Raw genomic sequence first — 26,409 nt, 5'->3', positions numbered from 1 at the left:
CTCGTGATCAATTCGGTGGGGTCGCACCAGGCGCGCGGTTCGTTCGGAGCAGCTGCTGAACTTCGGCGAGCGAGACCGAGCGTTTCGATGTGCCCCGTCTCTCAACCCAGCTGAACCCGCCTCCGAAATACTTCCCGGTAGCAAGAGTGCCGCCAAGGACTAAATGGGGGAGGTGCTCGTCGGGCTGTGGGGGGATATAGACAACGAGAACGCGATGATCGCCGCGCTCAATCACTTCGACCCTCAGATCCCGAGGGTGAGGTGTGATGTATCGATTGATGATCTCTTCGACGCGAGGGACTGCCGCATCGATGTTCCGAATGCCGTCCACGTTAGTGATCACATCACGATCAAACTCGTCCCGCGTTGTCGTGAACCCGACGACAATGACGCCGCCCGCCGGTGAGTTGGCGAAGCTGGCGACATCGAGGGCAAGTTCGAATTGACCGGCTGCGCTGTCCACACCCCACAGCTTTGCCTTTGCCTCTAGCCATGATGATTCTGGTACTCCCCGGAATGACTCCCACGCGTGGGAAAGGAGGGACTGCATCGCGCCGTGTGGAGAGTCGACAGACAGCATCGTTCCGCGGACGCTCGCGATGACCCGCATGCAATCACGTGCGAGCTCGCGCATCTCGACGCCAACGTCTGGGGTGAACGTCACCTCAATTTCGTCGCCTTCCGAGTGAGAACGGAAGGTGGCCGACTCGAAATGGAGGCTTCGCCACGAGCTCGCGCTTCGCCTCATCATCGATTCGACTTCGTCGGCGTCATCCATCGGCGGAAATTCTATGGATAGCGAGACGCGGTTGGGCGCGGTGTCAAACCACATGGCTTCACCTCCCGCCGTGCGATCTCTCATTCGTCTGCGAAGCGGGTCTGGTGGGAGGCCGAGGGCTTCTTCCGCGGATTCTGAGAACACAATCAGCGCTGCTTCGCCGGAGAGGTAGGGCGCGACCGACTCGAGCACCGCTCCAACACGGAGTGTCGCGATGGCGTCAAGGTGCACGTCTATGTCCGCATAGCAACCGACCGTTACTCCGTTCGGGAACGTGAATTGGCGCATACTGCAATTCTCGCGCGGCGTGCCTATACCGGCGATCGAGGATGTCCGTGTCCGCGGTCTAGGCGTGTGCGGCCGGCAGTGACTCGTCAGACGGCGGTGGTCTCTCGCTGGATCGCTTCGGCGCCGGGCCGAACGACGAGCGAGCGAGGGTACGCCCGCGCGAGGAACCGGCGCAGCGGTGCAGTTCTCTCATCGAGAGCCGCACGCACGCCCGTGACGGCGGCGACGAGACCGGGTCCCCGAGCGGGGTCAAGGCTGTCGCCCGCGTAGCTCACCCGTTCGACGGCCTCGCGGAGAAGACCGACGTCGTCGGACGGTGCGCCATGCTCCTCGACGAGCAGTACCGCGAAGGCGCGCGGAGACAGCGCAGACGAGACCGGGATGCCGAGATCCACCGCCTCCTCGAGCATCGCCGTCCACGCGGCCACCGGGTCGCCCGCGCGCGCGGCGGCGAGGCGTCGGCGACGCCGCACGATCCGGGCGACGGCCGGGATCCCGGCGAGCACCAGCAGCACGAGGATCCCGAGGACCGGGGCGACCCACGCCGTGCTCTGACGCGCGGTCACCGAACCGCCGCCGGTGCTCTGCGCCCCGGGGTCGTTCTCGGCGGCCTCCGACGGCGCCGACGAGGGCTGATCGGCCGGGGTCTCGGCATCCTGGCTCGGGGTGTCGGGGGTGGTCGTGTTGTTCCCGGTGGAGCCCGAGGCGAAGTTCGTGGGCACGCCGAGGCTGTTCGTCGGCTCGAACGGGATCCACCCGATGCCCTCGAAGTACACCTCGGGCCAGGAGTGCAGCTGGCTGGAGCTGACGGAGTACTCGGTGCCGCCCTGCTGAGGGATGCTCGAGGCGGTGCCCGGAAGATAGCCGATGACGATGCGCGCCGGGATGCCGAGGGTGCGGGCCATGACGGCGAAGGCCGAGGCGTAGTGCACGCAGTACCCGGCGCGCACCTGCAGGAACTGCGCCACGGCGTCGAGGCCCGCTCCGTCGAACCCGGAATCGACGGGGGCGTCGAGCGAGTAGCGGAACTGGCTGCCGCGGAACCAGTTCTGCAGGGTCACGAGCTTGTCGTAGGGCGTCTGCGCGTTCGCGGTGACCTCACGGGCGGTGTCGCCGATGACGGCGGGCACGTCGGCGGGGAGCGCGGTCAGCGCGGGGTCGAGGTCCGTTCCGCCGACGGTCTTGGAACGGATCTGCTCGAGGGTCGGGCGGGGGACGCTCGCCTGCACCTCGTAGACCTGCTCGCGTGTGGATCCGGCGCGGGTCACCACCGTGCGGTTCTGCGGCATGCCCAGCCAGTCGCCGTTCAGGCCCGTCACCGTCGAGGCCGGGTACGGCACCGGCAGCCAGGGGCTGTCGAGCTGGTCGACGGTGAGCGTGGTCGTCCAATCGGCCAGGGCGACGTCGCCGTCGACGCCCACGCGGTCGAACACCGCGCCGTCCGAGGGCAGCGGGACGGTGTCGAAGCTGTCGGGCTGCCAGACGGCACCGTCGAAGCGCGACAGGGTGACCGCGCGCAGGTACGGCGCCGTCGGACCCGTCGTGCGCACCTTCAGCACCTCGACGTCGCGCGGTTGCCGCAGATCGTTGCCGAGCTCGAGGTTGGGGTTGATCGTCGTACCCAGGCCGCCCGTGCCGCCGCTGGCGAACCGCAGGCCCGGCTGCGGGAGCAGGGGGGTCGCGACCACGGCGACGATCACAGCCACGGCCGCGACCCCCAGGGCGGTGGCCGATACCCCGAAGAGACGGCGGCCCTGCGCGGGGCGAGCGCGATCGTCGCGGCGTGCGGACGCCGCGGCACGTGCCCGTGTGTCGACCCGCAGCAGGAAGAGCAGAGCAGCCGCCAGCAGCACGAAGCTCGCGACATCGACGTCGGAGGGGATCGCGATCGTCGGGATGAGCGAGACAGCGACCAGGCCCACTCCGGCGAGCAACGGCATCCGGGCGGTCAGGACGACGTGGTCGAGGACGATGGCGAGCGCGCCGATCGCGGCGATCAAGAGGAACGCCAAGCCCTCATCCGGCGGGACGGGGGCGACGCCGTCGCGGATCTCCGCCGAGGCCTGGGCGACGAGCCCGGGTACCGAGGTGAAGGTCGAGGGGGTGGGGATGACACCGAACAGGGCCGTGGAGCGGCCGAAGATCGCCGTGAGCAGCACGATCCACACGACCACCTCCGCGATGCTCGCCACCAGGGCGGGCAGCCGCGACAGACGGACGATCAGTCCCGCGCCGAGTGAGCCTCCGGCGACGAGAACGGCCCCCGCGACCCAGGCGCCCGGGGCGATGACCGAGAAGACCGGCAGCATCGCGGCGGCGATCGCGGCGCACAGACCGATGGTCAGCAGGGTCGCGTCGCGGCGACGGCGGGGAGTGCGCAGCACGGTGAGATCAGCGACCGACACGGGCGTACCCCTGTTCCATCGCGTCGTCCCAGGCGAGGGCCACGTCCGCCCCCGGGCGCAGGTGCGCCGCGCGCCAGCCGGCGGTCCGCACGGCATCGAGCTGCGCGTGCTCGGCCACCACGATCAGTACGGGAAGGGCCGAGTGCGTGCCGACCGCCCCGAGGGCCGCGTGGTCCTCGGGCTGCAGGTTCCCCGTGATGACGACGACGGGACCCAGCAGAGCCGAGACGGTCACCGGCACCACGCGGTGGGACGCGTCGTCGGCGCGCGCCCTCAGGCTCGCGAAACCCGCGGCGGCCGCTCGCGCCTCGACGTCGTCGCCGCCTTCGACCGGGTCGGTGAGAAGAGTGCCGTCGCTGTCGACGACGTCGACGGTGTACCCCTCGTGCACGAGGTGGGCGATGGCCGAGACGCACGCGGTCACCGCCGTCTCGAAAGCGGGGTCGCTGCCGGGAGCGTGGGCGGCCAGCGGCGACCACCGCGAGAGCGCGCGGTCGATCACCACGGTGGCGGCCGGCGAGGACTCCTGCTCCTCCTGGCGCACCATCAGCGTGTCGCGGTGGGCGGTGGCCCGCCAGTGGATGCGACGCATCGAATCGCCCGGCGCGTAGGGACGGGCGACGAGGTTGTCGGCCCCCTGTCCCAGCTGCAGGGCCGCGGTCTGGCGCGTGCCGCCCGCCTCACCCGACGCCGAGGGGAGCGGAGCCAGATCGACGATCGCCGGGGCCACCGTCACGGAGGTCGCCCGGCCGAGGGCGATGCGACGGCGCACCAGGCCGAAGGGATCGGTGGTCGTCACTTCGAGAGGACCGATCGAGTGGATGCCGCGCGAAGCGCCGACCACGTCGTAGCGCACCTCGACCGTGCCCGCTGCACCCGAGAGCGTCGAGGCGATGGGTGCCGAGGTCCCCCGGGCATGGCCGGTGAGTCCCGCCGGAAGCGTGTCGCTCCATCGTCCGGGACCGGTGGGGAGGGCGCTGGAGAGCGTCGTCCGCACCACGACGGTCGCCGGACCTCCGACCTCGGGGGTCTCGGGCGTCACCACACGTGAGACCGACCCCGTGCCGCGCGTCAGCAGCAGCGCGATCGCCGACACCGCCAGCAGAGCCACGAGCAGGGTGGCGAAGTACAGCAGTTCCGGGATGCCGGCGCGCTGCGCGATCACGAACCCGGCGACGGCGAGGAGGACGGCCCCCGTGCCCCGCAGGGTGAAGGGCCACAGGCGCTTCACGCCGGTGCTCACGGCCGCGGGGCGAGAGGAACGCGCACGCTCGTCGCGATGCGCTCGAGCGCGTCGGCGACGACCGCGGCCCCGGCCCGCCCGCCCGCGGCCGAACGGTTGGCGATCAGGCGGTGTGCGAAGACCGGTGACAGCAGAGCGGTGATGTCATCGGGGATGACGTACGCGCGCCCGTCGAGAGCGGCGCGCACCTTGGCGGCGCGCACGAGCTGCAGGGTCGCGCGCGGGCTCGCCCCCAGACGGATGTCGGGGTGACTGCGGGTGGCTTGCGCGAGGGCGACGACGTAGTCCTCGAGAGCGGGAGCCACGTGCACGCCACGTGCCCAGGCGATCAGCGCGGTCACCTGACGCGCGGTCACGACCGGTGTCAGGGCGTCGAGAGGGTTCACCGCGTCGCGCTGGCGGAGCATGAGCGCCTCGGCCGCGGCATCCGGGTATCCCATCGAGATCCGCAGCAGGAAACGGTCGCGCTGGGCCTCGGGGAGCACGTACGTGCCCTCCATCTCGAACGGGTTCTGGGTCGCGACGACCAGGAACGGCGAGGGGAGCACGTGCGTGCGGCCGTCGACCGTGACCTGGCGCTCCTCCATGGCCTCGAGCAGCGACGACTGCGTCTTGGGGGAGGAGCGGTTGATCTCGTCGGCGATGACGATGTGCGCGAACACCGCGCCCGGGGTGAACTCGAACTGCCGCTGCACGGGGTTGAAGACCGACACGCCGGTGATGTCGCCCGGCAGGAGGTCGGGAGTGAACTGGATGCGGCGCACGTCCGCGTCGACCGTGGCAGCCAGTGCCCGCGCGAGCATCGTCTTGCCGACGCCCGGGACGTCTTCGATCAGCAGATGGCCCTCGGCGAGCAGCGCGATGAGGGCGCTGCGCACGGCGTCCGGCTTGCCGTCGATGACGGTCGACACCGAGGCCAGAATGTCCCCGGTCAGCCGGGCGAAAGACGCCGCGTCGAGAGGGGTGTCGACACCGGGCCGAGCCGAGCCGGTGGGGGCGTCTGCGCGGCGCAGCCGCGTGGTCGCCTCGGGCGTGACGGTCTCGTCCATGGCATCTCTCTTGTCGCGGAGGCGGGCGCGTCCTCGCCACCGTGACCCGATCGTAACCCGGGCCGCGGCGGCGGGGGTCGGAAAGCCGCGGGTGCACAGGCGTCACTCGGGGAGAGGGGGCTCGCCCCTAGGATCGGGGAGCGTTGGTCCACCCGAGGAGCCCGCGCATGTCGCACACCACCCCGTCCCTGCCCGCCGTCACCCATGTGCTCGCCGTCGACATCGGCGGGACCAAGGTCGACGCGGCCCTGGTCTCGGCCTCCGGCGAGGTGGTCCGCGCGAGCGTGAACCGACGCCCCACCGGCCGTGAGAACGACCGCGACGCCATCGCCGGAAACGTCCGCGCGGCCGCCGAAGCCGCGCTCGCCGCCGTACCGGGAGCCACGGTCACCGCGATCGGCGTCGGCAGCGCGGGCCCGGTCGACCTGCCCTCGCGCTCGGTGTCGCCCCTGAACCTCCCGCTGGCGGCGGGGCTGCCCGTCGACGAGGTGCTGCGCGGGCTGGTCGACGGCCCCATCCATCTCGCGCTCGACGGCACCTGCATCGCCCTCGCCGAGCACTGGCGCGGGGCCCTCGTCGGCTGCGACGACGCGATGGCCATCGTCGTGTCGACCGGCGTGGGCGGCGGCCTCGTCCTCGGTGGTCGTCCCGTCAGCGGAGCGAGCGGCAACGCCGGCCACTTGGGCCAGACCTTCGTCCGCACCCTCGAGGAGGGCGAGATCGTGGCGGCGACGCTCGAGGCCGTCGCCGCGGGGCCCGGGACCGTCGCGTGGGCGAGGTCGCAGGGCTGGGAGGGCGAGACCGGTCTGGATCTCGCCGCTTCGCACGCGGCGGGGGATGCCACCGCCATCGCCGCCGTGAGCCGTTCGGCGACCGCGGTCGGCCAGGCCATCGCCGCGGCCGCCACGCTGTGCGACCTCGAGGCCGTGGCCATCGCCGGCGGTTTCTCGCAGGTCGCCCCCGATTACGTCGACCAGGTGCGCGCCGCAGCCCAGGCCGCGTCGCTGCACGCCTATGCGAGGCGGTGCCGCATCGTCGGTTCGGGTCTCGACGGCGATGGACCGTTGCTGGGCGCGGCCGCACTGGCGCTGCAGTCCTGAGCGCACCGTACCGAGAAGTGCGTGGATGAGCGGGCGTAATCTGGGCGAGAGGGCCCGCGCCGCGGACCGGCGAACGAGGGCGGGGGTCATGCGCACCGGATCCAACCTGCCCGCCGTCGGGGAGTACAACCAGACGCTCGTGCTGGACCACATCCGGCGCTCGCCCGAGGGACTCAGCCGGGTCGAGCTGACGGCGCGCACCGGTCTCAGCGCGCAGACGCTGAGCAATGTCACCCGTCGCCTGGCCGATGAGGGACTCATCGTCGAGGCGGGCAAGGTCATCTCCGGCCCCGGCAAGCCGCGCACGATGCTCAAGCTCGCGCCGCGCTCGCGATTCGCGGTCGGCGTGCACCTGGATCCCGTGGTCGACACGATCGTGGTCGTCGACATGGCGGGCGAGGTCATCGTCCACGACGAGATCGCCCGCCCCGTCGTGTCCGCCCCCGGGAGTCTCGTGGATGCCGTGGGTGCCGCCGTCGACGCGATCGTCGAGCGCGCCGGCATCCCGCGCGAGCTCGTGCTCGGTGTCGGAGTCGCCGCCCCGGGTCCTTTCGACGCGCGTGGGGGGCGCCTGCTCGACCCGCCCCTGCTGCCCGAGTGGCACAACGTCAACGTGCGCGAAGACCTGGGAGCCGTGACGGGCCTGCCGGTCATCGTCGAGAAGGACGTGACCGCCGCCATGGTGGGCGAGATGTGGTTCGACCGCTCCGATGCTCTCGGCGACGCGATGTTCCTGTACTACGGTGCCGGCGTCGGCGTCGGACTTGCGATCGCGGGTGCTCCCGTGCGCGGACGGACCGGCAACGCGGGCGGTATCGCCCACGTCGTCGTCGATCCCGAGGGCCCGGGGTGCGCCTGCGGGGCACACGGCTGCCTGGGGGTGTCGATCGAGCCGCGCGTGCTGCTCGCCGAGGCGGGGTACGCTCCCGCTCGCGCCGGGGACACCCGTCCCGATCTGGATCGGCTCGTGCGAGACGCCCGCGAGGGCGAGGAGCGCGCGGCCGCCGTGCTGCGACAGGCGGGGGCGCGCATCGCCCGAGCGCTCGTGGTGACGAACAACCTCATCGACGTCGACGAGGTGGTCCTCGGCGGTCCGGTGTGGGAGCGTCTCGCGGGAGTCCTGGGCGACATCGTCGCCGAGCGCGTCGCGGTGGACGCCGCCTCGACCGCGACGCGCGAGATCGTCGTGCGCCGCTCACGTGTCGGGTCCGATGTGGCGGCCGTCGGGGCCGCCTGCCTCATGCTCGACGGTGCCTTCTCCGCGCGGCCGGCGCGCATGATGATCGCGCTCTGAGGCGCGCCCACCGTCTCTCATAGCCGGGCGAGTCCCGATCGTTACGCGCGCTCGCGCTCTCGGACTTGCCGAGTTAGTCCATTTGATTTATAAAAGGTTCTGGCGACGCGGTGTCTCCACCCGAGCAAGGGAGCTTCAATGAAGAAACTGACGATGGCGACCGGTCTTCTGACCGCCACCGCCCTGACCGTGGCCCTCGCCGGCTGCTCCGCGGGGAGCGCGGGTGCGGGCGACGGAAAGACGATCCGCGTCGCGTACCAGACCACGGCGACCTTCAACCAGATGCAGACGCTGATGGAGACCGCCAAGTCGCAGTACGAGGCCGCGCATCCGGGTATGACCGTCGAGCTCGTGCCGATCCAGGCCGAGGGCGCCGACTACTACACGAAGCTCGCGCTGATGAACAAGTCGGCCAGCACCGCCCCCGACGTCCAGTACGAAGACACCTTCAAGATCCAGTCCGACGCGGCCGCCGGCTACCTGCTTCCCCTCGACGACTACCTCTCGACGTGGAGCGATTGGTCGCAGTTCGCCGAGGGGGCCAAGCAGGCCGGTCTCGGCCCCGATGGCAAGACCTACGGCGTCTCGCTCGGCACGGACACCCGCGGCCTCTGGTACAACAAGGAGATCTTCGCGAAGGCCGGCATCTCGGTGCCCTGGCAGCCGAAGACCTGGGCCGACGTGCTCTCCGCGGCCGAGAAGGTCAAGGCGGCCGACCCCGACGTCATCCCGATCAACGTCTACTCGGGCAAGACGGCCGGCGAAGCGGCATCCATGCAGGGTCTCGAGATGCTCCTCTACGGCACCGAAGACAGCCTCTACGACACCTCCTCGAAGAAGTGGGTGGTGGGCAGCCAGGGCTTCAAGGACTCGCTGCAGTTCGTCAGCGACGTCTACCAGGGCGGCCTCGGGCCCTCGCTCCAGCAGGCGCTCGACCCCAACATCTTCACCAGCGTGACCGCCGACTGGCTGCCCAAGGGCAAGCTCGCCATCGCCCTCGACGGCTCCTGGCAGTCGGCCGCCTGGGTCGACGGCGGCACGGCCCCGTGGCCCGCATGGAGCGACGCCCTCGGCATCGCCGCGATGCCGACGCAGAAGGGGCAGGCGCCCGGCACGACCAGCATGTCGGGCGGGTGGACGCTCGCGATCGGCAAGAACACCAAGAACGCCGACGCCGCGTGGGACTTCCTCTCCACGGCCGTCAACAAGGACAACGCCACGTCCTACAACATCGACAACAGCCAGATCGCGGTGCGCTCCGACGTGGCCCAGTCCAGCGAGTACCTCGACGCGAACCCGAGCTTCAAGACGTTCTCGAGCTTCGTCGACACCACGCACTTCCGTCCGGCGACCGAGGACTACGACAAGATCTCGAACCAGATCCAGGTCGCCATGGAAGCCGTCATGACCGGGCAGTCCAGCGTCGACGACGCGGCCGCCGCCTACGATCAGGCCGTCATCGGCATCGTCGGCGAAGACAACACCCAGAACGGCTGAGCATGACCGCCCTGGCTCAGACCGGGGCGACCGGAACCGACCGGGGGTCGCGCGCCAAGACGCGCGGCCTCCGGTCCTCGGCCCGGGCGCTCCCGCTCCTTCCCGCAGCACTGCTGCTCGCCGTGTTCCTGCTCGGTCCGATCCTCGTCTCGCTGTGGGGCTCCCTCACCAACGCGACGCTCTCGGGCTCCACGGCGGTCGCGAGCGAGTTCGTCGGCCTCGACAACTACACCCAGCTCTTCAAGGCCCCCGACTTCCCGGTCGCGGTCGTCAACACGATCGTCTTCGTGTTCTTCTCGGCCGTCATCGGCCAGAACATCCTGGGTCTCGCACTTGCTCTCATGATGCGCTCGGGCAACCGCGTCGTCACCGCGGTGGTCGGCACGATCGTCGTCACGGCGTGGGTGCTGCCCGAGATTGTCGCGGCCTTCGCCGCCTACGCCTTCTTCCGCGACAACGGCACCCTCAACGCCATCCTCGCCGTCTTCGGGCTCGACCCGGTCAGCTGGCTGTTCACGATGCCGGTGCTCATGGTCATCTTCGCCAACATCTGGCGCGGGACGGCCTTCTCGATGATGGTCTATTCGGCGGCTCTGGCCGACGTGCCGCCCGAGATCACCGAGGCCGCCGAGGTCGACGGCGCGAGCGGCATCAAGCGCCTCCTGCTCATCACGATCCCCATGATCCGCTCGACCATCGGGACGAACTCGATGATCGTCACGCTGCAGACCCTCTCGGTCTTCACGCTCATCTTCGTCATGACCGGCGGTGGCCCCGGCAACAAGAGCACGACGCTGCCGATCCTCGCCTACCAGGAGGGCCTGAAGTTCGGCGAGCTCGGGTACGGCACTGCGATCGCCACGATCATGCTGCTCATCGGTGCGATCTTCTCCTTCTTCTACGTCCGCGCGCTGCGCGAGGAGGTCTCCTCATGACCACCGCCACCCTTCCCGAGGTCACCGGCGCTCGCGTCCGGTCGTCGCGCCGTGCACCCGCGCGCAAGAAGGCGTCCCTGTCGTCGCCGCGTACCCGTGTGCTGCGGGTCGTCGCCAACACGCTGCTCCTCGTCGTCGGCATCCTGTTCGTCGTGCCTCTCGTCTGGCTCGTCACGGCCTCGCTCGATGCGCAACCCACCCTCGCCATCAAGATGCCCGAGGTCGTCACCCTCGACAACTTCGCCGCCGTCATGAAGCCCGACCTGCTCTTCCAGCCCCTGTGGAACAGCGTCCTGCTGGCGGGAGGCACCTCGATCGCGACGGTCGTGCTCGCCTCGCTCGCCGCCTATCCGCTGTCGCGGTACAGGATGCGCGTGGGAAAGCCCTTCCTCTACGCGGTGCTCTTCGGCACGTGCCTTCCGATCACGGCGATCATGGTGCCGGTCTACAGCTTGTTCGTGCAGCTGAATCTCATCGACTCGATCGGCGGCACGATCCTCTTCCTGACCGCGAGCGCTCTGCCGATCGCGATCTGGATGATGAAGAACTTCATGGACGGCGTACCCGTCGAGCTCGAACACGCCGCATGGATGGACGGTGCGGGTTCGATGCGCACCCTCGTCCAGATCGTGCTGCCCCTCATGCGCCCGGGCATCGCGGTGGTGTTCATCTTCACGTTCATCCAGGCGTGGGGGAACTTCTTCGTTCCCTTCGTGCTGCTGCTCAGCCCCGACTACCAGCCGGCGGCGGTCAGCATCTTCAACTTCTTCGGGTCGTTCGGAGCCGTGGCCTACGGCCAGCTCGCGGCCTACTCGATCGTCTACTCCCTTCCGGTCCTCGGCCTGTACGTGCTCGTGCAGCGCGGACTCGGCGGCCCGTCGGCCCTCGCCGGCGCGGTCAAGGGCTGACCCGTCCCCCCAGACAAGGAATCCACCTTCATGCACGACCGCACCGCGCTCACCGAGATGCGCATCGAACGCTTCGTCCGCGAGCGTCTCGCCCCCGCCGTCTACCGCGCCCGCCAGCCCCTCGACATCCAGGCATGGGAGGCCCCCGGCGAGCCCGTGACCTTCGCCGAGGCTCGGGATGCCGAGTACCGCCCCTTCGCCGTCGGAACGCCGTGGGGTCGGGCGTGGGGCACCACCTGGTTCGCCGTGTCGGGAGAGATCCCCGCCGCCTGGCGTGACGGCTCGGGCACCTTGCCCGCCGGGACGGTGGCCGAGTTCGTCGTCGACCTCGGGTTCACCGCCGGGCAGAGCGGCTTCCAGTGCGAGGCGCTGATCTGGAACCGCGACGGGGCACCGATCAAGGGCGTTTCGCCCTTCAACAACGCCACCGCGGCGGCCATCGGCACCGACGGCCGGATCGACGTGCTCGTCGAGGCCGCCTCCAACCCCGACGTGGGCAGCCTCTTCACGTTCGAGCCGACGCACCTCGGCGACCCCGCGACGGCGGGAGATGCTCCTCTCTATACGCTGCGCGAGATGTCGATCGGCCTGCGCGACCTCGCGGTGTGGGAGCTGCTGCAGGACTTCCGGCTCCTGCACGGCCTCATCGCCGAGCTCGACGCCACCTCCGCGCGCCGGGCGACCCTCCTCGAGGGAATGGATGCCGCGATCGACGCGGTCGATCCCGATGACGTCGCGGCGACGGCGCAGGCCGGTCGCGACGCGCTCGCTCCTCTGCTCGCCGCCCCCGCGGCATCCAGCGCTCATGTCCTGCACGCGGTCGGTCATGCGCACATCGACTCGGCGTGGCTCTGGCCGGTGCGGGAGACCGCCCGTAAGGTGTCGCGCACCTTCAGCAACGTGCTCTCGCTCATGGACGAAGATCCCGAGTTCGTCTTCGCCAGCTCGTCCGCGCAGCAGTTCGCGTGGATGAAGGAGCACTACCCGGCCCTCTGGGAGCGGCTCAAGGCGCGCGTCGCCGAGGGGCGCTTCGTGCCGGTGGGCGGCATGTGGGTCGAGTCCGACACCAACATGGTGGGCGGCGAGGCCATGGCCCGGCAGTTCGTCGAGGGCAAGTCGTTCTTCCTCGAGGAGTTCGGCATCGACACCGAGGAGGTGTGGCTGCCCGACTCCTTCGGCTACAGCGCAGCGCTGCCCCAGATCATGAAGGCCGCGGGCGCCCGCTGGTTCCTCACGCAGAAGATCTCGTGGAACGAGACCAACCGCATCCCGCACCACACCTTCCGCTGGGAGGGGATCGACGGTTCGCGCATCTTCACGCACTTCCCGCCGGTCGACAAGTACAACTCCGAGGTCACCGCGGCCGACCTCGCGCACGCCGAGCGCAACTTCGCCGACAAGGGCCGCGCGCGCACCTCGCTCCTTCCCTACGGCTTCGGCGACGGCGGCGGCGGACCCACCCGCGAGATGACCGCGACGATCGCTCGCACGCACTCGCTCGAGGGCGCGCCGGTGGTGAAGCACTCCACCCCGCGTGCCTTCTTCGAAACGGCCGAGGCCGAGTACGCCGATCCGGCCGTGTGGGCGGGGGAGCTGTACCTGGAGTTCCACCGCGGCACGTACACCAGCCAGCTGCGCACCAAGCAGGGCAACCGCCGCAGCGAGCACCTGCTGCGCGAGGCCGAGCTGTGGGCTTCGACCGCGACCGTGCGCACCGGTGCCGCCTACCCGGCCGGGGCGTTGCGTCGCCTGTGGCGCCTGGTGCTGCTGCAGCAGTTCCACGACATCCTGCCCGGCACCTCGATCGCGTGGGTGCACCGCGATGCCGAGCGCAACTACGCGGCGATCGCGACGGAGCTCGAGCAGATCATCGCCGACAGCCTCCGCGCTCTCGTGGGCACCGGGGAGCACGCGGTCGTGGCGAACGCCGCGCCTCACCGTCGTGCCGGGACCCCGGCGCTCGCGATCGCCCCCGCGGTCCCGGCCGGCGACGTCGCACCCCGGCCCGCGGGCGAGGGCTTCGTGCTCGACAACGGCCTCGTGCGCGTGGTCGTCGACGGCCGCGGTCTGATCACCTCGATGATCGAGGTCGCCTCGGGTCGCGAGGCCGTTCCCGCCGGAGAGTCGGCGGGGCTGTTCGAGGTGTTCCGCGACACTCCCACCCAGTGGGACGCGTGGGACATCGACGAGACCTACCGTCGCCATGTCACCCCCCTCGACTCCGCCGAGGCCGTCCGCCTCGACGGCGACGCGGTGCTGGTCGAGCGACGCACGGGCGATTCCACGATCGTCACGCGCATCGCCCTGGCCAACGGGTCGCGCACGGTGCGTCTCTCGCTCGAGGTCGATTGGCACGAGCAGCAGAAGCTCCTCAAGCTCGGTGTGCCCGTGGACGTGCACACCGATCGCGCGGCCAGCGAGATCCAGTTCGGTCACGTCGTTCGTCCGACCCACACGAACACCTCGTGGGACGCCGCGCGCTTCGAGACCGCCGCCCACCGCTGGGTCCGGGTGGCCGAGCCGGGGTTCGGCGTGGCCGTCACCAACGACTCCACCTACGGCCACGACATCACGCGCCACGAGCGCGGGGCGGGTGGAACGTTCTCGCTGGTGCGGCTGTCGATCATCCGCTCGGCGAAATTCCCCGATCCCGGTCAGGACCAGGGAGCGCACCACCTCGAGGTCGGTATCGTCGTGGGCGCCGACGTGGTCGACGCCGTGGCCGAGGGCTACCGCACCAACCTGCCCGAGCGCACGGTGGCGGATGCCGCCGAGTCGACGGTCGCACCCCTGGTCACGCTCGATCGTCCCGGGGTGGTCGTCGAGGCGGTCAAGCTCGCGCAGGACGGCTCGGGAGACGTCGTCGTGCGCCTGTACGAGGCGTTGGGCGAGCGCACGCGCGCGCGCGTGGAGGCCGGGTTCGAGGTCGCGGGTGTCACCGAGACCGATCTGCTCGAGCGCGAGGTCGACGCCGCCGCGGTGACGAGCGTGGCGGGCGGAGTGGTCGAACTCGACCTGCGCCCGTTCCAACTGGTCACGCTGCGTCTCGCCCGCTGACCGCGCAGGATCCGCGGGGCGGGCGAGCGGCGAGGCCCTCCCGCCCCGCGGTGCCGTCGGGTGGGAGGGCGCGCTCAGTCGGCGTCGAGGCCGATCTCGGCGAGCAGCAGCGACGCCACCCGCCACGGCTCGATGCCCGCGGTTTGCCGGGCACCCGGTGGTGGTGCGGCCGCGCTGACGGGGCGCGCGGCCCGGGCCGCGGAACGCGCGTCTCTTCGGCACACGTGACCTCGCGAGCCGCGCGCGGGGTCACACCGACGCCACCGCCATAAGAGCGACGGATGCCGCCATCGCACCGATCTGGGCGCGGTCGAGCCGAGCCCGCATCCGACGCATCATCTTGAGAGACAGCACCGCGTAGACCGCTGCTGTGCCGAGCAGCACGGGCGCCAGGGCGAGCCCATGGGCATGGCCGGCGGGGGCGGCGTGCCCGCCCATGCCGAGCTGCAGCCCGCCCATCACGACCATTCCGAGCGTCGTATGGACGGTCATCAGCGCGGGGACGTGCGGCGTCCGGCGTTGACGCGGCCGGCGCCACACGGTGAGTGCGATCGCGCCGGCGAGCAGGAGCCCCGTCCACCAGACCGGAGCGACCACCCCGAACACCGCGGCATCCAGCATTGCCAGGAGCATGAGGGCGGATGCCAGGACCTCGGGCGGTCGCACCCGCGCGCGATCGGCTGCCAGACAGCAGGCACCGACCGCGGCGGGGGCGACCGCCGCCACGTGGAGGATCTCGCTCATCGCCTCAGCAGTGGCATTCGGCGGCCGGGGCGTCGCCCGCGTCGTGGCCGTGCTCGTGCTCGGATGCGTGCGCGGCGGGCGAGCAGTGCGTCGAGGCCGGTGCGGGCACGTTCAGCACGGGGTTCCGCTCGAAGAAGTTGTACGGCTTGAGCGTGAACTTGGCGTAGTCCATCGGCATGACGGGCCAGTCCTCGTTGCGGGGGAAGTGCGTGAGCCCGAAGGTGTGCCACAGCACCACGTCTTCGCCCACGAGCGGCTCGTCGCCGGCGATGAATGCCGGGATGCCGGCACCGCCGGGGTGCTGGTTGACGAAGTCGCCCGCGGCGTAGCGCTCGTCGGGGTCGTACTTCGTGACGTACAGGCTCTTCGTGGCGAACGCCGCACGGGCGGCGATCGACGACGTGTCGTCGGCGAGCAGCATCGGCGTCTCGGTCGGGAAGAGCACGTACGAGGTCGCCTGACCGCGTTCGGTGGTCTTCTCGGTCGAGGCGATCTGCCAGACACGGTTCACGGAGCCGTCGGCGAGACGGCCCGAGACCTTCTCGCTCGTGAGGGGAGTGACACTCTTGGTGAAGGCGTTACCGGCCGGGTTCTCGGCCGAGATCGGAACGCGCACGGCGTCGATCTCGTTCACGACGTTCGCGACGCCGTCGACCGTCATGTCCAGGCGCGCCGAGAAGAGGTGCTGGTGGTACGGGGCTCCTAGACCCGGTGCCACCTCCGAGGCGTACGGGTAGCCGTCGCCCGGGTAGGCCGAGGTGAACAGGATGCCGGTGAGCTTGGCCTCGCATTCGATGGTGCCGTCGAGGTAGAGGTACCAGTAGAAGCCGTAGTCGTAGTTGCCGACGGTGGTGAAGAACGAGATCACGAGACGTCGGGAACGGCGCACCTCGCTGGCGCCGGTGAAGATGTCGGTGTGCTTCCAGAGGGTGCCGAAGTCCTCCTCGTGCATGCACACGGCGTTGCGGACGGTCCGCGGCATCCCGTTCTCGTCCGAGAGCACGGCGTCGACGTAGGTGATGTCGCCGACGCAGTCGCAGCCGAGTGCGAGCTCGTTGGTGTAGCGGCCGAAGAGGTACTCACCGGTGTCGAAGTAGTTCTGCCAGAAGCGGTTCGGGGCGGGGTCGGCGTAGGGCACGATCATCTCGCTGATCGAGCCGCGGTACATCACGGGTCGTCCCGCGAACGACAGCTGGCGCAGGATCAAGCCCTCGCGGGTGTCGAAGCCGATGCGCAGGTCCCACTCGCCCCACGAGACGTGCTCGCCGTCGACGGTGAAGCTCGACCCTTCGGGCTGGGTGATGACGATGGGCTTCAGCCCCTCGAGCGGCGGGCCCTGCAGCTCGGGGTCGTCGTAGTTGCCGTGCGTCTCGGGCACGGTGAACCCGGGGGTGTCGATGATCTCGGTGACCCGGCGGTCGGCGACGTCGATGTAGGCGGTGAGGCCGTCGACGGGGTGCGCCCACGGGTGGTCGCCGGGGTGGTCCTGACGGAACGCGAAGGCGCGCAGCACGCGCCGACCCACCTCGTTCTCGTAGCCGTAGTGGCCGGCCGAGAGGGGCACGAGGACGACGTCGGCGGTCGTGAGCCCGCGCGCGGCGAGGGCCGCGACCCACTCGGCGCTCTCGCCCGCGATGACCCCGACCTCCTCGAACTCAGCGTCGAGGATCGGGAGCTGTCCGTCCGAGCCGTCCAGCTCGGTCTGACGGAGCACCTGACCGGTGGACAACGACACGACGAGGTCGAGCGAGTGCGCCGTGCGCAGGTTGAGCAGCTGGACGCGTGCCCGGCGCTCGGGGAAGGGGCCCTCGCCCCGCTCCCATGCCAGCACCTCGCCCTTCGGGGCTTCTTCGAGGCCGACGTAGGCGAAACGGGTGGCTTCGTCGAGCCCGTCGAGGCTGGAGGCGATCGCGTGCACGGCGGTGATCTCCTCGGGCGACAGGGAGGCCAGCGGGTGGGCGGGCGTCGCGGGCGCGGTGAAGGCGGTGGACGTCGGGTCGGTGAGGGTCATGATGTCTCTTTCGGGTGGAGCGGGAGGGAAAGGGGCGGGAGGGATGCCGCGACACCGGGCCGCGGCATCCGCTCATCCCGCGATGGCGTCGGTGAGCTTGGCGTAGGCGGCGGGGCGGCGGCGTCGGATCCAGGCGGCTTGGGCGTACCCGAAGACGGGAACGACCACCACGAGCGCGAGCAGGGCCCAAGTGACGGCGCCGAAGCTGGGTGCGCCCTGGGCGTCGACGTCCCCGACCATCACGGGGAAGTAGGCGACGATCACCACGGCTGAGATCGCAAGCCCCACGAAGCCGAGCGCCGGCGCGATCATCGTGTTCCACGGACGACGGTCCTGGCGGTTGCGCGAGAAGTACACGATCACCGCGACCGAGGTCACGGCCATCAGGATGACGATGGCCACGGTCGCGACGCCGGAGAGCCAGGTGAACACCTGCAGGAGGGGGTCGAGTCCGAGCAGGGCGAACGCGGCGAGCAGGACACCCGCCGTGACGGTCTGCACGATCGACGACACGTGCGGCGAGAGGTGTCGTGCGTGCACTCCGGACACCGCCTCCGGGAGGACCCCGGCGCTCGACATCGCGTGCTGGTAGCGCGTCAGGACGTTGTGGAACGACAGGACGCACGCGAACATCGAGGTCAGCAGCAGGACGTTGACGATGACCTCGCCGACCGTGCCGAGGTACAACGCGACGGTGCGGAGCATCAGCGTCGCGGGGTTCTCCGCGGCGGCGGCGAGCACGCCGTTCGGTCCCCAGGCCATCACCAATCCCCAGGTCGACACGGTGTAGAAGACCCCGATGCCGATGACGGCGCCGTAGGTCGCCCGCGGGATCGTGCGGTCGGGGTCGCGCGCCTCGTCGCGGAAGATGGCGGTGGCCTCGAAGCCGATGAAGGCGGCGATCGCGAACATCAGCCCCACTCCGGGCGAGCCGCTGGCGATGTTGGCGGGCTCGAAGGGCGCGAGGCTCAGTCCCTCCGGGCCTCCGGTGGCGACCACCGCGCCGACCAGGACGAGGACGATCGCCACCTCCGCGATGAGAAGGACGCCCAGCACCTTGCTGGACAGGTCGATGTGCCGGTAGCCGAGGATCCCGACCAGCGCGACGGTGGCCAGCGCGTACAACCACCACGGAAGATCCGGCCCGCCCACCGACACGATGGTGATCTCGAGCAGGTACCCGACGTAGCCGTACACCGCGACCTGGATGGTCGTGTAGGTCAGGATCGCGGTCCACGCCGCGGCGAGCCCGGAGGGGCGTCCCAGGCCGTATCCGATGTAGGTGAAGAAGGCGCCGGGGCGGGGGACGTGCCGGGTCATGGCCGCGAGGCCCACCGCGAACAGAAGCAGGATGACGGCGCTGACGGCGTACAGAGCCGGGTAGCCGACACCGTTGCCGATCAGGATGCCGAGCGGGCCGGCGCCGCCCACGACGGTGAGCGGCGATGCGGCGGCGACCACCATGAAGATGATCGCCGTGACACCGAGGGAGCCCTGCAACGTCCGCTTCGCCGACGCCGCCACTCCCTTCGATTCGAGTTGGGTCATTTCCAGTCCTCCGGAGTTCGGGTGAGGGTGCGCGGTTCGTGAGTCGAGGTTCCCGTGGCGTCGTTGCCGGACCGTGTAGTCGTCGTGAAGGTGTGCCCACACCGAGTGAGACGCCCGCCGGGGGTGTGTCTCAGTCGAGGTCACGAGCACGAAACACGCGGGTCGCCCGGGTGCAACGCCCGCCGCGTACGGTCGGCAGAACCCGACGGAGACCACGTGAACGCACTCGCTCGCGCCATCGCGCGCCCCGACCCTGTCGCCGGCTTCGGCGACCGGTCGCCCCTGCACGGGCTCGACAGGCGCCGGATCGGCATCGTCGACCTCGCCGCTCAGTCGATCGCGGCGGTCGCCCCGGCCGCGGCGGCGACGACGGTCGTCCTGCTGGTGGCGGGTGTCGCTCCCGGGGCGACGGTCACCGCGATCGTGGCCGCGGCGATCCTGAGCCTGGGGGTTGCCCGGACGATCTCGCAGTTCGCCCGTCGCTTCGCCGCCACGGGCGCCCTGTACACCTACACCGCTCGCGGTCTCGGCACACGGGCCGGCCTCGCCGCGGGGGCGGCGATCCTCACGGGGTATGGCGCGGTGGCGATGTTCGCCATGCTCGGCGGCGCGTACTACGCCACCTACCTGGTGTCGGGGGTCTGGCCGTCGATCGACCGAACGATCGTCACCGCACTCTTCCTCGTGGGTCAGGGCCTTCTCGTCGCGTTCGTGCTCGTCCGCGGCATCCGGATCTCCGCCCGTGCCGCTCTCGTCGTCGAGACCCTGTCGGTCGCCCTGATCGTCGTGCTCCTCATCGCGCTTCTCGTGCGCATCGGTCCGATCGACCTCGCCGCGGTCGCGGGGGTGGGGACGGCACACCTCGATCTGACGGCTTTCGCGGCGGGGGCGGTGATCGCCCTGACGGCGTTCGTCGGGTTCGAGTCCGCAGCGACGCTCGGCGTCGAATCGGTGTCTCCGTTGCGCAACGTCCCGCGCGCGATCACCGGCACCGTCGTTCTGTCCGGCCTTCTCTACGTCCTCGCGGCGCTGACCCAGGTGGCCGGGTTCGACGCCCTCGGAGCCGATCTGGCGACCAGCGTCTCGCCGGTCAACGAGCTCACCGAGGCGTACGGTCTGGGCGGATGGGGGGTGGTCGCCGATCTGGGCATCGCGGCGTCGTTCCTCGCCTGCGCGATCGGCACGACCACCGCGCTCGTGCGGGTGCTGTTCGCGCTGAGCCGCGACGGGGTGCTCCCGGACGCCGTCGGACGCGCGCATCGGCGCTTCGGTACCCCGGCGGCGGCCGTCGGGTGCGCGCTCCCGGTCATCACGGCTGCGCCGGTGCTCGTGGTCGCCGCGGGGATCGACACCCGCGACGCGATGCACATCACGATCGGGGTGGGGGCCGCGGGGTACATCGTGGCCTACATCCTCGTCTGCGTCGCCGCCCCCGTGTTCCTCCGCCGCATCGGTGAATCCACGGTCGGCGTCACGGTGGTCGCGGGGGTCTCGGCGCTCGCCCTCGCCGCGGCCCTCGTGTCGTTCTTCATCGACGACGCGGCCGAGGGCGGGCCGGTCGTCGCGATCGTCGCGGTGCTGGCCGCCGTGTCCGCCGCCGTCATCTCCGTCCTCCGTCGCCGGCACGGCCCGGGGGCGCTCGGTGTCTACGACGAGCCGGTCGCGGCGCAGGTGCTCGGGGGAGTGGTGTCGCCGCGGCATCCCGGCGATGCGTGAGCAACCGGCGCTTGCCGCACGCCAGCCCGGTGCCGTGCACTCCGCGCTCGCCGTCCTCGAGGCCGTCGCCCAGCTCGGCGCCGGGGTGAGCGCCCAGCGGATCTCCGCCGAGCTCGGTCTCCCGCGCGCCACGACCTACCGTCTCGTGAACCTCCTCGTCGAAGACGAGTACCTCGTTCGCACGCCGGATCTCGCGGGGTTCGCGCTGGGCGCGAAGGTCGCGCAGCTGGCGGCCGTCGTCGCTCCGCCGGCGCGTCTGTCGTCGGCCGCGCGGGCGGTGCTCGCCGAGGCGCGCCTGACCGTACGCGGGGGAGTGCACGTCGCGCTGTTCGTCGACGGGCGGGTCGCGGTGGTCGATGCCGATCCCGACTTCCCCCTGTCGGACGAGGCGCGTCTTGCGCGCGAACCCGCCCGGTATGCGCTCGGCCGACTCATGCTGGTGTCGCAGGGCGACGAGGGCACGCCCGAACTCGACCGCGCGCGCGACGACCTCGCACGATGGGGGGCGACACGCCAGAGCGGAGAACTCGTGGCCGCGTCCGGGTGTCTCGCTGTGCCGATCGTCGATGCGAGCGGCCTGGCGGCGGGCGCCGTGGCGTTCTCGGGGCCGCGACACCGTGTCGACGACCCCGTCGACGTGCTGTCGGCCCTGCGGCCAGTGGCCGACGCCCTCGCCCCGCTGATGGTGTGACGCGCATCGGGTAGGCTGTACTCGGCTCTCCGCGTGGCGGTATCCCGGCCAACTCCCCCAGGACGGAAACGTAGCAAGGGTAACCAGGCTCTACCGGGTGCGCGGAGGGTCTTTTCTTTGCCCGGAAGCCTCGGCTGCGCGACGGGATGCCGGCTGAGCTGCGCGCTTGTCGGACTCGGGCCCGTCACCGGGAGGCGAAGGGCCCGTCGAGCACCGCCCACTGCAGCAGCATGATGGTCTTGGCATCCTGGATCGATCCGTCCCGGATCATCGAGAGGGCGACATCGATGTCGTACTCGAGGATCTCGATCTCCTCGTCCTCCTCGGCGAGGCCCCCGCGGTCGCCCTCGCGCTCGGCCCCGTCGTAGGCCGCGGCGAAGAAGTGCAGCCGTTCGGTGACCGAGCCCGGACTCATGAACGCGTCGAAGACGTGCTCCACCTCGGCTACCCGCACGCCGGTCTCCTCCTCGGCCTCGCGGCGGATCGCGGTGACGGGGTCGTCGTCGTCGAGCAGGCCCGCCGCGGTCTCGATGAGCATGCCGTCGGGGTGGTCGTTGACGTAGATCGGGTAGCGGAACTGTCGCGTGAGCAGGACGGTCCGCCGTTCGAGGTCGTAGAGCAGGATCGTCGCGCCGTTGCCGCGGTCGTAGGTCTCGCGGGTGAGGGTGGTCCACTCGCCGTCGTCGCCTCGGTACCGGAACGTGGTCGCGCGCAGCACGTGCCATCCGGCGGCGAGGAGCTCGACGCCGGTGACCTGCACACGGGGGTTCCTGTCGAGGTCGAGTCCGGTCCGGTCGAGGCCGGTGCGGCCGCGGTGGTCGGGAACGGTGGAGCCGGGTGGGGGGAGGGTCATGAGTCGGAACGATAGTGCAGAAACGTGCAAGAATGCGAACGTGATGCTCGCCGCCGCCCGCAAGGACGCCCTCCTCGACCGCCTCCGCCGCGATGGCCGACTCGTCGTGAAGGACGTGGCCGTCGAACTCGGTCTGTCCGAAGACAGCATCCGTCGGGACCTGCGAGAACTGGATGCCGCGGGCCTGGCCGTCCGCGTCTACGGCGGCGCCCTCCCGGCATCGCCGGCCGTCGCCGATCACTCCGCGCGTGCCGAGGTCGCCCGGTCGAGCAAAGCACGTGTCGCGGCGGCGGCGGTGGCCGTGATCGAGCCGGGCGCCACCGTGCTGCTCGACGGCGGCACCACGACCCTCGCGATGCTCGACGTGCTACCGCGCTCGTTCTCGGGAACCGTCATCACGCACTCGCCGACGATCGCCGCGGGGCTGCTGCACCACGACGCGGAGGTCATCGTCCTGGGCGGGCGCATCTTCAAGCACTCCGCCGTGGCCTGCGGGGCAGCCGCGATGGAGGCGGCCCAGAACATCAGCGCCGACCTCTTCTTCCTGGGGGTGACGGGCGTGCATCCCGAGGCCGGGCTGTCGACGGGAGATGCCGAGGAGGCGGCGATGAAGAGAGCGCTCGCCGCCCGCGCGGCCGAGACGTTCGTTCTCGCGAGCGAGGAGAAGCTGGGCGCAGCCTCGCGCTTCGGCATCCTGCCGCTGGACGGAGTGACCGGGATCATCGCCGACCTCGATCCCGGGGCCGCGCTCGCGGGAGAGCTGCGCGCGGCGGGAGCGCGCCTGCTTCCGGCGTCGCCGTGATCACTCGACGCCGAAGCAACCCCGCAGCGGTGTCGGAGGCGCGCAATAGGCTGGACGCGTGACGCAGAGCATCTACATCACGTCGGCCGAAGGTCATTCGGGCAAGTCCTCCGTGGCCTTGGGCGTCCTCGACGCGCTCAGTCGTGTGACGCCGCGCGCGGGGGTGTTCCGGCCCATTGCGCGATCCACCGCCGAGCGCGACTACGTGCTCGAGATGCTGCTCGACCACGACAGCGTCGACCTCGACTACGACGACTGCGTCGGCGTCACCTACGACGACGTCCGCGACGACGCCGATGCGGCTCTGGCGCGGATCGTCGAGCGCTATAAGGCCGTCGAGGCGCGGTGCGATGCCGTCGTGATCATCGGCAGCGACTACACCGATGTCGGAAGCCCCGCCGAGCTGGCGTACAACGCCCGGATCGCGGCCAACCTCGGTGCCCCCGTGCTCCTCGTGCTGGGCGGTCGCGCGCAGCAGGGCCACAGCGAGACACTCGGCATGTCGGTCGCCCGTACCCCTCACGAGGTCGGCCAGATCGCCTCGCTCGCGGTGGCAGAACTCCAGCACGAGCGAGCGGCGCTGTTCGCCGTGATCGCGAACCGCGCCGATCCCGACCACCTCGACGAGATCATGGCATCCGTCCGCCAGGTCGTCGACGCCGTGCCGGTCGGTGCGCCGGCCGAGCAGCGCAGCGTCCCCGTGTGGGCCCTCCCCGAAGACCGGTTCCTGATCGCCCCCTCGGTGCGCGGCGTGCTGCGCTCGGTCGAGGGTGAGCTGATCAAGGGCGACCCGGCCCTGCTCACTCGCGAGGTCCTCGACGTCGTCGTGGCGGGCATGTCGATGGTCAACGTCCTCCCGCGTCTCAAGGAGTCGGCGGTCGTGGTCATCCCGGCCGACCGCAGCGAGGTGCTCCTCGCCGCCCTCCTCGCCAACGCCTCGGGCACGTTCCCCTCGCTCGCGGGCATCGTTCTCAACGGCGGCTTCGAACTGCCCGACGCGATCGTTCGCCTCATCGACGGGCTGGGCTCGCCGCTGCCGATCATCGCCACCGACCTCGGCACCTACGACACGGCCGTGCGCATCATGAACACGCGTGGCCGTCTCGCCGCCGATTCGCAGCACCGCTACGACACCGCCCTGGCGATGTTCGAGCGCCACGTCGACACCGAGCTGCTCACGCGCGAGCTGGGCGTGGCCCGCCCGAGCGTGGTCACCCCGCTCATGTTCGAATACGGCCTGGTCGACCGTGCTCGCAGCGACCGTCGCCGCATCGTCCTGCCCGAGGGCACCGACGATCGCGTACTGCGGGCCGCTGCCACCGTTCTCTCGCGCGGCATCGCCGACCTCACGATCCTCGGCGAGCCGATCGAGGTGCGCGGGCGCGCGATCGAGCTCGGCATCGACATCCGCGACGCCGAGGTGCTGAGCCCCTTCGACGCCGTCCACGTCGACAAGTTCGCCGCCGAGTACGCCCGGCTGCGCGCCCACAAGGGCGTCACCTACGCGCAGGCCGCCGACACCGTCACCGACGTGTCGTACTTCGGCACGCTCATGGTGCACCTGGGCCTCGCCGACGGCATGGTGTCGGGCGCCGCGCACACCACGGCCCACACGATCCGTCCGGCCTTCGAGATCATCAAGACCGCGCCGGGTGTCTCGGTCGTCTCGAGCGTGTTCCTCATGGCCCTCGCCGACCGCGTGCTCGTATACGGCGACTGCGCCGTCATCCCCGACCCCACCAGCGAGCAGCTCGCCGACATCGCCGTGTCGTCGGCCGCGACCGCCGAGCAGTTCGGCATCGCGCCGCGCGTGGCGATGCTGTCCTACTCGACCGGCGAGTCGGGCACCGGCGCCGACGTCGAGAAGGTGCGCACCGCCACCGCCCTCGTGCGCGAGCGGGCGCCCGAGCTGCTGGTCGAGGGCCCCATCCAATACGACGCCGCCGCCGACGCCGCCGTGGCCCGGGCCAAGATGCCCGACTCCGAGGTGGCCGGGCGCGCGACGGTGTTCGTCTTCCCCGATCTCAACACGGGAAACAACACCTACAAGGCCGTGCAGCGCTCGGCCGGAGCCGTCGCCATCGGGCCCGTCCTGCAGGGGCTGAACAAGCCCATCAACGACCTGTCGCGCGGCGCTCTCGTCGACGACATCGTCAACACCATCGCCATCACCGCGATCCAGGCCCAGGGGGTCACCCAGTGAGTGTCGTCCTCGTCGTCAACAGCGGGTCGTCGTCGTTCAAGTACCAGCTGCTCGACATGGCGCGTGAACAGGTCCTCGCCTCGGGACTCGTCGAGCGCATCGGCGAGGGCACCGGCGTCGCGAAGCACACGGTGAAGGCGGCGTCTTTCGGCGCAGCGGGCGAGCCCGTGCCGACGGTGACCGATGCCACCTCGACCATCGAGCGCGAGATCGCCGATCACACGGCGGGCTTCGCCGTCATGCTCGAGGCCTTCGCGCAGCACGGCCCGTCGCTCGACGAACGCCCGCCCGTCGCCGTCGGACACCGGGTCGTGCACGGCGGGGCGCGGTTCTTCGCACCCACCGTCGTAACCCCCCTCGTCGAGATCAACATCGACGAGCTCTCGGTGCTGGCGCCATTGCACAACCCGGCCAACCTCGCGGGGATCGTCGCGGCCAAGAAGGCCTTCCCCCACGTGCCGCACGTGGCCGTCTTCGACACGGCGTTCCATCAGTCCCTCGCCCCCGAGGCATACACCTACGCGATCGACCGCGAGGTCGCCGAAGCCCACCGCATCCGTCGCTACGGCTTCCACGGAACGAGCCACAAGTTCGTCAGCGAAGCCGCCGCGGCCTTCGTCGGCCGCCCTCTCGGCGAGCTCAAGCAGATCGTCTTCCACCTCGGCAACGGCGCCTCGGTCGCCGCGATCGAGGGGGGCCGCTCGGTCGACACGTCGATGGGACTCACCCCGCTCGAGGGACTTGTCATGGGCACGCGTTCTGGCGACCTCGACCCCGCGGTGCTGCTGCAGCTCGCCCGTCGCGCCGACATGTCGATCGCCGACCTCGACACGCTCCTCAACAAGCGCTCCGGCCTGCTGGGTCTGGCGGGTGTGTCCGACATGCGCGACATCGGAGAGCGCAGAGAGGCCGGCGACCCGTCGGCCCAGCTCGCCTTCGACGTCTACATCCACCGCCTGCGCGCGTATGCGGGCGCGTATCTCGCGCAGCTCGACGGCGTCGACGTCATCTCGTTCACCGCGGGCGTGGGCGAGAACGCCGCCGCCGTGCGAGAGGGCGCCATGGCCACCCTCGGCTTCGCGGGCGTCGAGATCGATCCCGAGCGCAACGCCTCGCGAGAGCGCGGCATCCGGCGCATCTCCACCGACGCCTCGCGCGTCCAGGTGCTGGTCGTCCCCACCGACGAAGAGCTCGAGATCGCCCGTCAGACCCTCTCCGTCACCGGCTGAGTCGCTCGCGGCCCCTCACCTCTTCGAACGGCCCGCCGTGCAACCGGCTCGGTCCGCC

The 26,409-nt window shown here is 70.6% G+C and carries 19 protein-coding genes and 1 other RNA gene; 12 read left to right on the top strand and 8 right to left on the bottom strand.

All coding sequences use genetic code 11. The features are described from left to right. Positions 1–7: 7 nt before the first annotated feature. From OVA17_RS01725 to OVA17_RS01710, 4 genes are all read right to left on the bottom strand, one after another. Complete coding sequence (locus OVA17_RS01725; RefSeq protein WP_267787760.1) at positions 8–1,066, bottom strand: helix-turn-helix domain-containing protein; 1,059 nt, start codon at positions 1,064–1,066, stop codon at positions 8–10. An 86-nt stretch (positions 1,067–1,152) separates the two neighbouring features. Further along, positions 1,153–3,471, bottom strand: a complete 2,319-nt coding sequence (locus OVA17_RS01720) for a transglutaminase TgpA family protein (RefSeq protein WP_267787759.1) — start codon at positions 3,469–3,471, stop codon at positions 1,153–1,155. Further along, positions 3,458–4,714: a DUF58 domain-containing protein gene (locus OVA17_RS01715; RefSeq protein WP_267787758.1), complete on the bottom strand. Its 1,257-nt coding sequence runs from the start codon at positions 4,712–4,714 to the stop codon at positions 3,458–3,460. Before OVA17_RS01715 ends, OVA17_RS01720 begins: the two co-directional genes overlap by 14 nt. Then, the gene (locus tag OVA17_RS01710; protein WP_267787757.1) at positions 4,711–5,763 is read right to left on the bottom strand and encodes an AAA family ATPase; all 1,053 of its coding nucleotides are present in this window, start codon (positions 5,761–5,763) and stop codon (positions 4,711–4,713) included. Before OVA17_RS01710 ends, OVA17_RS01715 begins: the two co-directional genes overlap by 4 nt. Before the next feature lie 167 nt (positions 5,764–5,930). On the opposite strand from OVA17_RS01710, the gene OVA17_RS01705 reads away from it, so the two are divergent. The 6 genes from OVA17_RS01705 (at position 5,931) to OVA17_RS01680 (ending at position 14,554) form a co-directional block, all read left to right on the top strand. After that, a complete protein-coding gene (locus OVA17_RS01705; protein WP_267787756.1) occupies positions 5,931–6,863 on the top strand; it encodes an ROK family protein in 933 nt (310 codons plus the stop codon). 88 nt (positions 6,864–6,951) lie between these two features. Next, the gene (locus OVA17_RS01700; RefSeq protein ID WP_267787755.1) at positions 6,952–8,157 is read left to right on the top strand and encodes an ROK family transcriptional regulator; all 1,206 of its coding nucleotides are present in this window, start codon (positions 6,952–6,954) and stop codon (positions 8,155–8,157) included. 138 nt (positions 8,158–8,295) lie between these two features. Continuing rightward, on the top strand, positions 8,296–9,654 hold the full coding sequence (locus tag OVA17_RS01695; protein ID WP_267787754.1) for an extracellular solute-binding protein: 1,359 nt from the start codon (positions 8,296–8,298) through the stop codon (positions 9,652–9,654). Between the two features lie 2 nt (positions 9,655–9,656). Then, positions 9,657–10,589, top strand: coding sequence for a carbohydrate ABC transporter permease (locus OVA17_RS01690; RefSeq protein ID WP_210073548.1), 933 nt, complete (start codon positions 9,657–9,659; stop codon positions 10,587–10,589). Next, positions 10,586–11,497, top strand: coding sequence for a carbohydrate ABC transporter permease (locus OVA17_RS01685; protein WP_267787752.1), 912 nt, complete (start codon positions 10,586–10,588; stop codon positions 11,495–11,497). Before OVA17_RS01690 ends, OVA17_RS01685 begins: the two co-directional genes overlap by 4 nt. A 30-nt stretch (positions 11,498–11,527) precedes the next feature. Continuing rightward, positions 11,528–14,554, top strand: coding sequence for an alpha-mannosidase (locus tag OVA17_RS01680; RefSeq protein WP_267787750.1), 3,027 nt, complete (start codon positions 11,528–11,530; stop codon positions 14,552–14,554). A 249-nt stretch (positions 14,555–14,803) separates the two neighbouring features. Here the strand turns inward: OVA17_RS01680 and OVA17_RS01675 are convergent, their stop codons facing one another. The 3 genes from OVA17_RS01675 to OVA17_RS01665 form a co-directional block, all read right to left on the bottom strand. Then, positions 14,804–15,298 carry a hypothetical protein gene (locus OVA17_RS01675; protein WP_267787749.1) on the bottom strand — a complete coding sequence of 165 codons (495 nt, stop codon included), beginning with the start codon at positions 15,296–15,298 and terminating at the stop codon, positions 14,804–14,806. A gap of 4 nt (positions 15,299–15,302) precedes the next feature. Further along, positions 15,303–17,309 (bottom strand): primary-amine oxidase, encoded by a 2,007-nt coding sequence (locus tag OVA17_RS01670; protein ID WP_267787748.1) that lies wholly within the window; start codon positions 17,307–17,309, stop codon positions 15,303–15,305. A 72-nt stretch (positions 17,310–17,381) separates the two neighbouring features. After that, the gene (locus tag OVA17_RS01665) at positions 17,382–18,857 is read right to left on the bottom strand and encodes an APC family permease (protein ID WP_267787746.1); all 1,476 of its coding nucleotides are present in this window, start codon (positions 18,855–18,857) and stop codon (positions 17,382–17,384) included. 216 nt (positions 18,858–19,073) lie between these two features. On the opposite strand from OVA17_RS01665, the gene OVA17_RS01660 reads away from it, so the two are divergent. The 3 genes from OVA17_RS01660 (at position 19,074) to ffs (ending at position 21,381) form a co-directional block, all read left to right on the top strand. Continuing rightward, on the top strand, positions 19,074–20,573 hold the full coding sequence (locus OVA17_RS01660) for an APC family permease (protein ID WP_267787744.1): 1,500 nt from the start codon (positions 19,074–19,076) through the stop codon (positions 20,571–20,573). After that, a complete protein-coding gene (locus OVA17_RS01655; protein WP_267787742.1) occupies positions 20,566–21,264 on the top strand; it encodes a helix-turn-helix domain-containing protein in 699 nt (232 codons plus the stop codon). The genes OVA17_RS01660 and OVA17_RS01655 overlap by 8 nt, the downstream gene beginning before the upstream one ends. 20 nt (positions 21,265–21,284) lie before the next feature. Next, positions 21,285–21,381: signal recognition particle sRNA small type (gene ffs, locus OVA17_RS01650), an RNA gene on the top strand. 67 nt (positions 21,382–21,448) lie between these two features. On the opposite strand, the gene OVA17_RS01645 is transcribed toward ffs, so the two are convergent. Then, positions 21,449–22,117 (bottom strand): NUDIX domain-containing protein, encoded by a 669-nt coding sequence (locus tag OVA17_RS01645; protein ID WP_210073562.1) that lies wholly within the window; start codon positions 22,115–22,117, stop codon positions 21,449–21,451. Positions 22,118–22,160: 43 nt separating this feature from the next. On the opposite strand from OVA17_RS01645, the gene OVA17_RS01640 reads away from it, so the two are divergent. From OVA17_RS01640 to OVA17_RS01630, 3 genes are read left to right on the top strand one after another with little or no spacing between them, the layout of a single operon-like run. Beyond that, the gene (locus OVA17_RS01640) at positions 22,161–22,919 is read left to right on the top strand and encodes a DeoR/GlpR family DNA-binding transcription regulator (protein ID WP_267789342.1); all 759 of its coding nucleotides are present in this window, start codon (positions 22,161–22,163) and stop codon (positions 22,917–22,919) included. Between the two features lie 58 nt (positions 22,920–22,977). Continuing rightward, positions 22,978–25,122, top strand: a complete 2,145-nt coding sequence (gene pta, locus OVA17_RS01635) for a phosphate acetyltransferase (RefSeq protein ID WP_267787741.1) — start codon at positions 22,978–22,980, stop codon at positions 25,120–25,122. Further along, positions 25,119–26,351 (top strand): acetate/propionate family kinase, encoded by a 1,233-nt coding sequence (locus OVA17_RS01630; protein ID WP_267787739.1) that lies wholly within the window; start codon positions 25,119–25,121, stop codon positions 26,349–26,351. Before pta ends, OVA17_RS01630 begins: the two co-directional genes overlap by 4 nt. Positions 26,352–26,409: the final 58 nt, after the last annotated feature.

The sequence above is a fragment of the Microbacterium sp. SL75 genome (assembly GCF_026625865.1).
GTDB lineage: Bacteria > Actinomycetota > Actinomycetes > Actinomycetales > Microbacteriaceae > Microbacterium.
The sequence above is the reverse complement of the archived record's forward strand: the minus strand, read 5'-3'. Positions and strand labels throughout refer to the sequence as shown.